Consider the following 12,764-nt stretch of genomic DNA (forward strand, 5'->3'; position numbering starts at 1 on the left):
ACAGTTCCAGGCCGGGCCCTCCCAGCCGGGTGCCGTGGCGGTCGGGACCGGCGGCTCAGGCATGGGGCGGCAACGCCGCCCCCTCCAGCCTGGTGGTCACCCAATCGCGCACGCGCCAATACCGCAGGGAGAGCTGCGGCCCGAAGGCCATGTAGAAGGGGGCGCGGTGCAGCGGCTCGATCTTCAGGGAAAGGTCGCGCTCCGGCACGCCCATCGCCCATTCCGACAGGATGCCGCCAAGCATGCTGCCGGTCGGAACGCCCCGGCCGGACAGGCCGGTCAGCGCCACCACGCCCGGTCCCAGCCCGTAGAGACGGGGAACCGTGCGTTCCTGCATGTCGAGTTCGCCGTACCACAGGAACGGCCACTCGACCGGCTCGTCGAGGTCCGGGTGCAGCCATTTCAGCCGGTCCGTCAGGACCCGCCTGGTATAGGCGAGATCCCGTCCCCGCGCGCCCATGGGGAACATCGAGGCGACGATGCGCCCCTCGGCATTGTACTTGTAGACGTAGATGTCGCCGCGCCCGTCATGCACGGTCGTGTTGCGCGGCAGGACGCGCTTGCGCGCCCTTGCCGACAGGGGCTGCGTGGCGGCGACGAACACCCGCATGATCTTGAAGCTGTTCGCCAGGCCGGGCCAGCCCTCCACCGTATAGGCGCCGGTCGCCAGAACGACCTTGTCGGCCAGCACCGAGCCCTTGGCGGTGGAGACGCGCCAGCGCGTGCCCTCCCGACTCATGCCGCCGACCGGCGAGCGGATGTAGAGCGCCCCGCCCTCCTTCAGCACAGCCGCCGCCAGGCCGCGCGCATAGGCCAGGCCGTTGAGGTGACCGCCCTCTTCGTGAAGCCAGGCGCCGTGGAAGCGCGGGCTGCCCGTGATGCGCTCCACCTCGTCGCGATCGATATAGCGCGTCCTCGCACCGACGGCGTTGTAGTCGGCGGCCTTCGCCCGCAACGCCGCAACCGCGCCCGGCCGCGGGGCGGCCTGGACATAACCGTTCTGCTGCCATTCGCAGGCGATGGCATAGTCGCGGATATAGGCCGAGACGACATCGTTGGCCCGGGTCTGGCGGGCGATCAGGCGCTCGCCCCAGGGCTCGCCCAGCAGCGTGCGCAATTGCGGCAGGCTGTAATGCACGAAAGTGGGCGTGCAATGGCCCGCATTGCGGCCGGAGGCGCCGAAGCCGGCCTCCTGCGCCTCCAGCACCACGACCCGCACGCCGCGCTTCGCAAGCTCCAGAGCCGTCGTCAGCCCGGTATAGCCGGCGCCGACAACGCACACATCGGCCTGGACGTCCTCCTCGAGCGGCGTCGCGGCCGGCGCCGCCGGCGCCGTCGCGTACCAGAGGCTGTTCTCGAATGGTGAAAACCTGCCCATGCCGCCCCTCAGTTCAGGTCGCTGCGGGCGTCGAGCGCGTCGCGCAGCCCGTCACCGACGAAATTGAAGCTCGCCACGGCCAGCGTGATCGCCACGCCCGGCACGATGGCCAGCCATGGTGCCTTGTCGAGATATTGCTGGGCGCCGTTCAGCATGTTGCCCCAGCTCGGCAGCGGCGGCTGGATGCCGTAGCCCAGGAAGCTGACATAGGCCTCCAGCAGGATGGCGCGAGCCACCGTCAGCGTCGCCGCGACGATGATCGGCCCCACGGCGTTGGGCAGCAGCTCCCCGAACATGATCTGGCTGTTGCGCAGCCCGACCATGCGCGCCGCCTGCACGAAATCGCGCTCGCGCAGCGAGCGGACCTCCGCCTCGACGATGCGGGCAATCTCCATCCAGCTCGTGACCGCGATGATCACCGTGATCATGAATGGGCTCGGCTTGATCAGGGCGGCCAGCGCCAGCAGCAGGAAGATGCTTGGGAACGCCAGGAAGGCGTCGACGACGCGCATCAGCACCATGCCGACGCGCCCGCCGTAATAGCCGGCGACGATGCCCACCAGCGCGCCGATCACGGTGCTGATCAGCATGGCGAACACGCCGACCAGCAGCGAAATGCGCCCGGCCATGAACAGGCGTGCCGCGATGTCGCGCCCGAGCGGGTCGGTCCCGAAGATATGATAGCCGGTGAGGGGCGGCGCGAAGCGCGCCCGCAGATCGATATAGAGATCGTCATAGGGCAGGAGGTGCGGGCCGATCACGCAGGCCAGCACGAGCAGGACGATCATAAACACGCCGAACATCGCCAGGTGATGCCGGGCGAAGCGGAGGGCCATGCGGCTTCTCCACCAGGAGGACGGCGGCGGCAGGGCTGCGTTTCCCAGTGCATTCATGGCACCTACCCCAGTCTCACGCGCGGATCGACGAACGCCACCAGGAGGTCGGCGATCAGATTGCCGAGGAGCACCAGGATCGCCGAGAACATCAGCAGGCCCATGATGACCGGATAGTCGTTGTAGCCGAGGCTGTCGAGGAAGAGGCGCCCCATGCCGGGCCAGGTGAACACCGTCTCGGTGACGAGGGCGCCGCCGATGATCGTCGGCAGCTGCAGGCCCGCAAGGGTGATCATCGGCAGCAGGGCGTTGCCCATGACGTGCTTGACCAGGACCCGGCGCGGCGTCAGTCCCTTGGCGCGGGCGGTGCGCACGAAATCCTGGTTGATGACGTCCAGCGTGGCGGTGCGCATGTAGCGGCTCCACACCGCCACGTTCACCAGCGCCAGGACCAGGCTCGGCATGATCAGGTGGCGGACATAGTCCCAGAACGATCCGTCGCCGACCGTGTACATGTTGCCCGCGGGCAGCCATTTCAGGCGCAGGGTGAAGAGATAGATCGCCACCAGGCCGAACCAGAAAGTCGGGATCGACAGCGCGACCATCGCCCCCACGGTGGCGAGGGAATCGAAGAAGGAATAGCGCCGCGCCGCGCCGAGCACGCCGATCCAGGTGCCGAGCAGGACCGAGATCAGCGTCGCGGTCCCCATCAGCAGCAGCGTCGCGAACAGATGCTCGTAGATGATGGCCAGCACCGGGCGCGAGTCGCGGTAGGAGCGGCCCCAGTCGCCCTGCACCAGATGCCAGGCCCAGTCGGCATACTGCACCGGCAGCGGCCGGTTGAGGCCCATCTGCTCGGCGACACGGTCGAGCGTTTCCTTGGTCATGCCCGGCGTCAGCGCATATTGCGACAGCGGGCCGCCCGGCATCAGGTTGAGCACGGTGAAGCCGATGATCGACACGAGCACCAGCAAGATGAGCGACTGGCCCAGGCGCCCGAGAAGATAGCGCAGCATGGCGGCAAGTCCCGCGTGGGTTCATCCGGGGGGCCGCCGCCTCCGGCGTGGAAGGCGGCGGAACGGTTCGGGTCGGTCCGGAGCCCGACTTGAAACGCGCTGCGGTGAGCGGGAGCCGGACCGAAGATCGGTCGGCGCCGGGGTGGCGGTGCTTTCGGGACCCGGAACGCAGCGGACTTGCCGTCCGTGAGCACCGGAAGCGCAGAAAGCGCCGTCAGATCGCCGCCGCAGCAGGGTATTCAGACGGGCTCCTCAGCTCTGCCAGTACCAGTCCTTGACGTTCCAGGTGTCGATGCGGTTGTTGATGTTGCCCTTCGGTCCTTCGAACCCGTTCTTGTGGCCGCGCACCGTCGCATACTGGTAGATCGGCAGGAAGGGCAGCTCGCTGCGCATGAACTCCTGCAGCTTCAGGTAGATTTTCTTGCGCTCCTCGGGCACGAAGACGGTGCCGCCCTCGTCCAGCAGCTTGTCGACCTCGGGGAAATTCATCTGCCAGGTGTTCTGGCCGTTGCCGCCCCTGGCCGCGGACGAGGTCGACTTGAAATAGTCCGATGTGTCGGGGTCGGCGCCGGTGATGTAGTTGATGCCGACGACCACGCTGTCGAACTTCGACAGCATCCAGTAATCGCCCCACATCACCGCCGGCGGCAGGTTCGAGATCGTCAGCTCGACGCCGACGTCCTTGAACGACTGCTGCAGGAACTGCTGCATCTGCTCGCGCAGGTGGTTGCCCGCCGTGGTCGAGTTGGTGAAGGACAGGCGCACGCCGTTCTTGGCGCGAATGCCGTCGTCCCCCTTGGCCCAGCCGGCGTCGTCCAGGATCTTGTTGGCCTTCTCCAGGCTGTATTCATGCTTGGGAAGGTCCGGATTATAGTAGAAGGATTGCTGCGGTATATAGGATTCCGTCGGCGTCGGCAGGCCGTAATACAAGGCGTCTATGATCGACTTCTTGTCGACGGCGTAGTACAGCGCCTCGCGGACCGCCTTGTCCGCGAACTGCGGCTTGCCGAGGTTGAAGGCGATGCTCTCGACGGTCGCGTTCGGGACGACCGCCACCGTCTTGCCATCAAGGCTCTTGGCCTCGTCGTAATGGTCGGGCGTGATCCATTGCAGGCCGACGACGTCGATGTCGCCGGACTTGAACTGCGTGTACATCACCTGAAGGTCGGGGATGTACTTGATGATCACCCGCTCCAGATACGGGCCGCCGCCGAAATAATCGGGATTGGCCGCGAGTTGGATGTTGTCGCCGGCGACGCGGCTGACCCATTTGAACGCACCGGTCCCGATCGGCGCATTGTTGAACGGGGCGGTGTTCTTGTCGGCGACGCCGTCGAAGGCGTGCTTGGGCACGATATAGGTGTCGGCAAGGATCGACAGGTAGGGCGCGTAGGGCTTGTCCATCTCCCAGGTGATCTCGGTCGGCGAGACCACGGTGAGATTGCGCACATGCTCATGGCCGGTGCGGCGCCAGCTGCGGAAGTTCGGATCGACGAGCAGCTCCAGCGTGAACTTCACGTCCTCGGCGGTGAAGGGCTTGCCGTCATGCCATTTCACGCCCTCGCGCAGCTTGATGCGCCATTTCCTGCCGTCGGCGGAAATGCCGCCATTCTCCACCGTCGGCACCTCCGCCGCGAGGTCGGCGGTGAACTTGCCTTCCGGGTCGCAGCCGACCAGGGCGTCGAACACGGCGAAATAGATGCCCTCGTCCACCTCGATGTGCAGGAGGTGCGGGTTGAACACCGTCGGCTCCTGCGAGAAGCCGACGATCACCTGCCCCGTCGGCTTGGCGGGCGGCGCGGCGAAAGCCGGTCCGGGGCCCGTCAGTCCCGGCATCACCAGGCCCGATGCCCCGGCGAAGCCGAGCAACGACAATGCCTGGCGCCGGCTGAGCCCGGTGCGATCCTTGTCCTGCGTCATGACTGTTTCCTCCTCGGATGTGGCTGGCCGTCCTCCTGTCCGCCTTCTCCTGTCGAGCGGATCAGAATCCTGAGATGATCTCGATCTTCGAGCCGTCGCTGAAGCGGCTGAAGCGGAAATGATGCGGATCGACCACCGGCGGGCGGCCGGTGACCAGATCGGCCATCAGCTTGCCGGCGCCGGGCCCGATGCCGAAGCCATGTCCGGAGAAGCCCGTGGCGATGAAGAAGCCCGGCAGGCTGTCGACCCCGGAGATCACGGGAACGGCGTCCGGCGTCACGTCGATGAGGCCGGCCCAGTGCTGCGCCACCTCGGCCTTCTCGAAGAGCGGCACCTTCGCGCGCAGATTGGCCAGCGCCTTCTCGGTGTAGCGCGTGGCCGGCACCGGATCGAGCACGCGGCACGCCTCGAACGGACTTTCCGCGTCGAGCCGCCAGCGGGCGGGCGTGCGGGCCTCCTCCAGGAAGCGCTGGCCGAGGCGGAACTGCAGCGAGCGCCATTCGCTGCGCAGCGCCGGGATGAAGTCGCGGGCGAAGCGGAAAGAGTTCGGCACGATGTCGACGACGTTGCCATGGCCGGAGGCGACGGTGTAGCCGCCGTCCTGGCGCTTGCGCACGGCGAAGTCGTCGGCCCAGATGGCCTGGTTCGGCCCGCCCTCCAGCGGCTTGGTGCGCAGCACCGAGTTCAGCACCTTGAGCTGCGGCAGGCGCACACCGAGCGAGCCGGTGAAGAGGCTCGACCACGCCCCCCCCGCCAGCACCACCGCATCGCAGGCGATGGGGCCGCGCTCGGTCACCACGCCGGCGACCTTGCCCGCCGCCATCTCGACGCCGCGCACCGCGCAGCGGGTCAGCACGGCGGCGCCGGCGCGCCGCGCCGCCTCGGCGACCGCGGGCGCGGCCTTCTGCGGCTCGGCGCGGCCGTCCACCGGCGTGTACAGCGCCCCCTTGATCGTCATGCGCGTGCCCGGCACCAGCTTGTCGAACTCCGCGGGACCCAGCATGCGCGTCTCGAGCTGATAGCCCTCGAGATTGCGCATCCAGCGCGCGTGCTGGTCATACTCGGCGTCGGTGGCGCAGGTGAACAGGATGCCGGCCCTGGTATAGCCGGTGTCGACGCCGGTGCGCTGGCCCATCCTCTCCCACAGGCGCAGGGACTCGGCCATCAGCGGCACCTCGCGCGGATCACGCCGCGAAATGCGCACCCAGCCCCAGTTGCGGCTCGACTGCTCCTGGCCGATGCCGCCCTTCTCGCACAGCGCGACCTGCAGCCCGCGCTCGGCCAGCTCCAGCGCCGTCGAGGTGCCGATGATGCCGCCGCCGATGACGACGACATCGACCTTCCTCGGCAGGCTCGCATCCCCCTCGACAGGCACGACCGTGGGCCCAGGCATGTCAGTAGCTCTCTTCCAGCCGGCAATTGATGCAGAATTCCGCAACGCTCGCCTCGTTCGGCAGGTCGAGCAGCATGGCGACGATGCGGGCGAGGTCGGCCGGGCTGGTCATCTCCGCCTCCGGCGTCGTGCTCACGCTGCGCGCCATGTCCGTGGCCACGAAGCCGGGACACACCGCCGTGGCGCGGATGCCGAGGTCGAACCCGGTGTGGCGCAGCGCATGCGCCAGCGCCACCGCCGCGAATTTCGTCACCGAGTAGGAGGACGCCAGGGCGCTCTTGACGCGCTTGCCCGACAGCGAGCCGAGAATGACGACGCGCCCGCGCCCCGAGCGCGCCAGCGCCTCCCAGGCCGCCTGCGCCAGCCGGCGCGGGGCCTTCACATTGACCTCGAGCATGGCGTCGAAATCCGCCTCGCCGATCTCGATCACCGTCTTCGGGATCATGATGCCGGCATTGGCGACGATGGCGTCGATGCGCCCGAACCGGGCGAGCGCCGCCTCCACCCATCGCTGCTCCGCCGCGGCGTCGCCGACGGCATAGGCCTGGAGATGCGCGGCCCCGGCCGCATCCCAGGCCGGGGCCTTCGGCTCGCGCATGCCGAGCGACAGCTGCCAGCCCTCACCGGCCAGGGCCTCGGCCATGGCCGCGCCGATGCCGCGGCTGGCGCCCGAAATCAGCGCGACGCGCCCTTCTCCACCTGCCGCCAAGGTCATGCCAGCCCCGCGATGCGCCCATAGGCGCGCTTGAGAATGCCCATGAGCTGGACCCGTTCCTCTGCCGGAATGAAGCTGAAGAAATCCTCGGACTGCTCCTTCACCAGCGCACGCACATGGGCGGCGAGGTCCCTGCCCTTGGCCGTGATGAAGAGGCTCTGGGCCCGGGAATCGTCGGGCGAGACCTCGCGGGTCAGCAGCCCCTGCCCTTCCATCGTGGCGATCAGCCGGGCGATGGCCGACCGGTCCTTGAGCGTGAGATCGGCGATGATCGACGGCCGGATGCCGGGATGGCTGTCGACGAGCAGCAGGAGGCTGATCTTGCCGGTGCCCTTGGCGACCTCGCATCCGTCGAGGCGGGCATCGAGGTCGCGCGAGCAGGCAATGCCGATGGCGCGGATGTAGAAGGAGAGCAAATCCTCGAAGACGCCGAGATCGACGTCCCGCACGGATCTGATGGGGCTATCCTGCACCAGGCACATCGCCACCCCCGGGGTCGGGCGAGCCCTGTGCCGTTGCCCGGCTTTCATGGCCCCGCCCACGCTTTGTGACAGGAAGCTAACGGCAGATAGTGGACAAACGCAACTAAATTTTCCCCGGCCTCGCATCGACCGGGCCGGGTCGCCGCTCCACCGGAGCCGGCCGAGACCCCGGCCGGCACCGCCGCGCCCTTCCAGGGGCGCTCAGGCGATGGGCTCCCAGTCCGTGCCGGGGATCGATGCCACGAGGCGCCGGGTGTATTCTGCCCCGGGCGTGCGGAAGACACGCGCCGGCGGCCCCTGCTCGACGATCCTGCCGTTGCACATGACGGCCACCTCGTCGCAGATCTGGCTCGCCACCCTCAGGTCATGCGTGATGAACATCATCGTCACATGGGTCTGGGCCCGCACCTCCTCCAGCAGCTTGAGGATCTGCGCTTGGATCGACACGTCCAGCGCCGAGACGGCCTCGTCCGCCACCAGAAGGGCCGGGTCGAACATCAGCGCCCGCGCAATGCCGACACGCTGGCGCTGGCCGCCGGAGAATTCGTGCGGATAGCGGTCGAGGGCTCCCTTGCCCAGCCCGACGAGGTCGAGCAGTTGCAGCGCCTTCTCCCGAGCCTCGGCCGCCGGCATGCCCTGGGCGACGGGGCCGGCGGTCAGGATGCGCCCGATCACGTGCCGCGGATTGAGCGAGGCGAACGGATCCTGGAAGATCATCTGGATACGCCGGCGCAGCGGGCGGAACGCCTCCTGCGACAGCGGCGCGATATCCTGGCCCTCGAACAGGATCTGGCCGGAATCGCTCTCCATCAGCTTGAGGACGAGGCGCCCGAGGGACGACTTGCCCGACCCGGACTCGCCGACGATGCCGAGCGTCCTCCCCTTGGCCAGGGTGAAGCCGACATCGTCGACCGCCTTGACCACCCGCGCCTTCTTGAGGAAGCCGGCGCTGGCGTAGGTCTTGCTCAGATTGCGCACCTCGAGCACGCAGTCCCCTGCCGCCGGGGCTTCCTGCGCGGGCGTGCCGCGCATCCGCGGCACCGCGGCCAGCAGGCGCTGCGTATAGGGATGGACGGGGCGCGTCAGCACGGCACCGGCATCGCCCTGCTCGACCAGCCTGCCCTTCTCCATGACGATGACACGGTCGGCGATCTCGGCCACCACGCCGAAATCATGGGTGATGAAGATCACGCTCATGCCCTTGCGCCGCTGGATCGCGCGGATCAGCTCCAGGATCTGCGCCTGGGTGGTCACGTCGAGCGCGGTCGTCGGCTCGTCGGCGATCAGCACGTCGGGATCGAGCGCGAGCGCCATGGCGATCATGACGCGCTGGCGCTGCCCGCCGGAGAGGCGGAACGGATATTGACGGCGCAGGGCGGGCGGATCGGGCAGGCCCACCTCTTCCAGCAGGCGCAGCACCTTCGCCTCGCGCTCCCGCGGGCTGCCGACCTTGTGCGCCTCCATCACCTCGGCGATCTGGTCGCCGACCGTCATCAGCGGATTGAGCGCCGACAGGGGATCCTGGAAGATCATCGAGATGCGCCGGCCGCGCAGATCCCGCAGCGTCCCGGCGTCGGCACGCAGAAGGTCGAGCCGGTCGAAGCGGATATCCCCGCTCGAGACGAGAAAGGTCGGCGACAGGAGCCCCATGACCGCGTTGGCGGTCACGGACTTGCCCGAGCCGGACTCGCCGATGATGCACAGGATCTCGCCGGGCTGCACCTCGAAGCCGATATCCTCGACCGCGAAGGCGCGCTCCATGTTCGCCGGCAGCCTGATCGAAAGGTTGGCGACGGTCAGCGTCGCATCCCTCGGCGTCGCGCCGGCCTGCTGCGTCGTCATGCCCGCTCCCCCGGATCGTTGTTGTTTCCGGTCAGGGTAAGTGCGTTTTCGCACCGGGACAACTGCCCTCCGGCCGCTTGCCGGGCAAGGGAAGCGCATCCTCGCCCGGCGCCTCGCGCCTTCGCCCTTGATCGTGAAGCGCTGCCAGGGAGCGCGACGCGGGACATTGATCGGCTCGTGTTCCGGATTGGCGGCGCGGCATGAGCCGGCGCCGCCGGGCCGTCAGACCAGCATCGGCGACAGCCGGTCGTCCTCCCATTGCCGGATATAGGCGATCTGCCGCGTCAGCCAGTCGAGCGGGACTGCCTCGCTGCCCCATTCGACGATGCGCTCGGCATAGTTGCCCATCAGCCAGATATGCCGGATCGGCACGAACAGGTGCACCGCCGCAAAATCGGCGGACGCGATCGGGCGAACCGACCGGTAGCCCTCGATGAAGGCGTGCCACGGCGCCAGGCCCTGGCGCTGCAGCGCCGTCGACCACAGGAACACCGCAAGGTCATAGGCGAGATAGCCGTGGCCGCTGTCGTCGAAATCGAAGAACACGGCCGTGCCGGCCTGCGGACCATCCTCGCGGATATGGGCATTGCCGCCATGGCAATCGCCGTGACACCAGACCGCGGCGAGGCCATCCAGCGCAGCAACCCCGGCGGCGAGCCGCGACACCAACGCGCCGAAAGCGGTCGCCGCCTCGGCGTCCAGAAGCCCAAGGCCGAGCACTGCCGCAGCGGGGCGATGCAGCAGATGGTCGAGGTCGAGTCGGTAGGCCGCCGCGGTTCCTCCCGAAAAACTCTCGGCCGCCTCGTGGATGCGGGCCAGCGTCATGCCCTGGGCCCGCGCATCGCGGGTCGACTCGACTGGCGCGGCCCGGCCGTCGGCATGGCGGAACAGCACGGCCGGGCGCTCTCCTTCCGGCATCGGCACGCCCGTGAACAGGCTGCCCTCCGCCGTGGCGATCGGCGCCGCCACCGGCACGCCGGCCGCATCAAGGTGGCCGAGCAGGGCCGTCTCGGTGGCGACGTCGGCAGCACCGCGGCCGCGCCAGCCCGACAGCCGCAGCACGCCGCGCCAGCCATCGCCCGCCCGCACCGCGAAGCTGTCATTGAAGCCGCGACGCAGGAAGCCGACTTCAACCGGCCCCGGCAGGCGGTAGCGATCGGCGAGGAAGCGCGTCAGTCCCTCGATGCGCGGGATCGAATAGCGCACAGGCAACCAGTCTGGCGTCTGCATCGGCATCTCGTCGGTGGGGCGATCAGCCCTGGCATTCGATGGCGCCGCAGCTGCGGGTGGCCTCCACCATGCGCGCCATCACCCTGGCACCGGGATAGCCGGGGATGCCGGCATCGGCAATCACGAAGGAGGGCGTGACGTCGAAGCCGATGCCGGTGGCCATGCGGATGTGGGCGGCGATGTCGCGCTCCAGCCCGGCCTCGGCCATGGCGGCCTCGACGGCCGGGCGCGGCAGCCCCATGGCCGCGACCACGTCGAGAGACCGGGCGCCGTTGGCGACACCCTTCTGCGTCATCATGCGCTTCTGGAAGGCGACGGCCGTCTCGCCGCCATGCAGCTTGCGCACGGCCAGCTCCACCTTGGCCGCCTCGACCGAGAAGGGCGAGAGCACGGGGATGTTGACGAAGGAGAGGCGGATCCGGCGGTCCCGCACCGTCAGCGCCTCGAGCTCCGGTGCCATCCGGCGGCACACAGGGCAGTTGTAGTCGAAGAACTCGACCACCTCGACCGCTCCCCGGGGACCGGCGCCGCGGATCAGCCCGGGCAGGGCCGCGACGCCGGAGATCTGCTCGGCCGACAGATGCAGGTTGGGTACGTCGGCCCCGTCATCTCCGCGGACGGAATACCAGTAGTCCGCCCCGGCGGCCCTGGCCGCGCCATGCAGTGCGAGGCCGGCGAGGCCGGCCAGGAAGCCGCGTCTGAGCATACGTCTCATTCCCGATTGCCATGTCGAAGCAGGCCGGAGCCCGCTCGCCCGGGACAAGGCCCTGCCTTCGTGTCCGCAACATGACCGCAGCGCCGCTCCTGCGATTTCCGTTGCCCTCCCCGCCGGCACGCGATAGCCAAGCGCCCATGCTCGAAGGCCTGCATCCCAACAATCCGACCCATGTCGCCCGCATCGTCACCGACGAGGCCCGGGCCCGCCGCATCGCCGATCTCCTGGGCGAGAGTTTCGATCCGGCCGAGACTGCCGTCGCCGCCTTCGAGCGCGAGGACGGCACGCCCAAGCCGCCTTGGCTGGTCGAGGTCTATTTCCGCACCGAGCCGAACCGGCCGGCGGTGACCGAGCTGATACGCCTGGCTGCCGGCGGCGAGGTCGAGGTCGACTATGACGCGTTCGGCGAGAAGGATTGGGTCGCCGCGTCGCTGGAAGGCCTCGCCCCGGTGGCGGCCGGGCGCTTCACCATCCATGGCAGCCACGACCGGGCGCGGGTCCGCCCCAACAGCATCGGCATTGAGATCGAGGCGGCGCTGGCCTTCGGCACCGGCCATCACGGCACGACCCGCGGCTGCCTGCTGGGCCTCGACGACCTGCTGAAGCGCCGGCGGCCGCGCCACCCGCTCGACATCGGCACCGGCACCGGCGTGCTCGCCATCGCCGCGGCGCGGGCCCTGCACCGTCGCGTGCTGGCCTCGGACATCGACCCGCAGGCGATCGCCACCGCGCGCAACAACATCCGCTTCAACAAGGCCGGCGCCTATGTCAGCGCCATTGTGGCGCGCGGCACCACGGCGCAGCGGATGCAGGCGCAAAAGCCCTACGATCTCGTCTTTGCCAACATCCTGCTCGGGCCTCTGGCTCGCCTCGCCGCGCCGATGGCCCGCCTGCTGGCGCCCGGCGCCACGGTGATCCTCTCCGGCCTGCTGCACGCCCACGCCAACGCCGCCCTCGCCGCCTATCGCGCCCAGGGCCTGCACCTGGTCAGGCGCTACCGGCTCGACGAGTGGACGACGCTGGTGCTGACCCATGGCGGCGCCAAGCCGCGCCGGCTGCGCTAGGCGGCGTCTCGCGGCTCTCGCCACGACAAGCCGCTCGAACTCGCAGGTGTGAGCAGGTTCGAGAGGACCTGCTTGGGCGATTTCCAGTCGCCGGCGAGGCTTGCCCTCCCCTCGGTTTGCGCGCATGTTTCCAGGCGTTGCGCCCCGCCCCGCCGGCAAGGCCGGGCCGAGGAAAG

At 68.9% G+C, this 12,764-nt stretch carries 11 protein-coding genes; 1 reads left to right on the forward strand and 10 read right to left on the reverse strand.

The window, feature by feature from the left end; all coding sequences use genetic code 11:
• Positions 1-55 precede the first annotated feature (55 nt).
• From AC27L4_RS10025 to AC27L4_RS10070, 10 genes are all read right to left on the reverse strand, one after another.
• Positions 56-1,378 (reverse strand): NAD(P)/FAD-dependent oxidoreductase, encoded by a 1,323-nt coding sequence (locus tag AC27L4_RS10025; protein WP_487141979.1) that lies wholly within the window; start codon positions 1,376-1,378, stop codon positions 56-58.
• An 8-nt stretch (positions 1,379-1,386) separates the two neighbouring features.
• Entirely contained in the window at positions 1,387-2,271 is an 885-nt protein-coding gene (locus AC27L4_RS10030; RefSeq protein ID WP_487141980.1) for an ABC transporter permease, read from the reverse strand.
• A 5-nt stretch (positions 2,272-2,276) separates the two neighbouring features.
• The gene (locus AC27L4_RS10035; RefSeq protein ID WP_487141981.1) at positions 2,277-3,227 is read right to left on the reverse strand and encodes an ABC transporter permease; all 951 of its coding nucleotides are present in this window, start codon (positions 3,225-3,227) and stop codon (positions 2,277-2,279) included.
• A gap of 252 nt (positions 3,228-3,479) precedes the next feature.
• Entirely contained in the window at positions 3,480-5,147 is a 1,668-nt protein-coding gene (locus AC27L4_RS10040; protein WP_487141982.1) for a peptide ABC transporter substrate-binding protein, read from the reverse strand.
• A gap of 61 nt (positions 5,148-5,208) precedes the next feature.
• A complete protein-coding gene (locus tag AC27L4_RS10045) occupies positions 5,209-6,540 on the reverse strand; it encodes an NAD(P)/FAD-dependent oxidoreductase (protein ID WP_487141983.1) in 1,332 nt (443 codons plus the stop codon).
• A gap of 1 nt (position 6,541) precedes the next feature.
• Positions 6,542-7,255 carry an SDR family NAD(P)-dependent oxidoreductase gene (locus AC27L4_RS10050; RefSeq protein ID WP_487141984.1) on the reverse strand — a complete coding sequence of 238 codons (714 nt, stop codon included), beginning with the start codon at positions 7,253-7,255 and terminating at the stop codon, positions 6,542-6,544.
• Positions 7,252-7,704 carry a MarR family winged helix-turn-helix transcriptional regulator gene (locus tag AC27L4_RS10055; RefSeq protein ID WP_487141985.1) on the reverse strand — a complete coding sequence of 151 codons (453 nt, stop codon included), beginning with the start codon at positions 7,702-7,704 and terminating at the stop codon, positions 7,252-7,254. The genes AC27L4_RS10050 and AC27L4_RS10055 overlap by 4 nt, the downstream gene beginning before the upstream one ends.
• A 234-nt stretch (positions 7,705-7,938) precedes the next feature.
• Entirely contained in the window at positions 7,939-9,579 is a 1,641-nt protein-coding gene (locus AC27L4_RS10060) for an ABC transporter ATP-binding protein (protein WP_487141986.1), read from the reverse strand.
• Between the two features lie 222 nt (positions 9,580-9,801).
• Positions 9,802-10,809, reverse strand: coding sequence for a phosphotransferase enzyme family protein (locus AC27L4_RS10065; RefSeq protein ID WP_487141987.1), 1,008 nt, complete (start codon positions 10,807-10,809; stop codon positions 9,802-9,804).
• A gap of 22 nt (positions 10,810-10,831) precedes the next feature.
• Positions 10,832-11,515, reverse strand: a complete 684-nt coding sequence (locus AC27L4_RS10070) for a thioredoxin domain-containing protein (RefSeq protein WP_487141988.1) — start codon at positions 11,513-11,515, stop codon at positions 10,832-10,834.
• 146 nt (positions 11,516-11,661) lie between these two features.
• On the opposite strand from AC27L4_RS10070, the gene AC27L4_RS10075 reads away from it, so the two are divergent.
• Complete coding sequence (locus AC27L4_RS10075; RefSeq protein WP_487141989.1) at positions 11,662-12,588, forward strand: 50S ribosomal protein L11 methyltransferase; 927 nt, start codon at positions 11,662-11,664, stop codon at positions 12,586-12,588.
• Positions 12,589-12,764 lie beyond the last annotated feature (176 nt).

This window comes from Labrys sp. Lb11, from assembly GCF_057554225.1.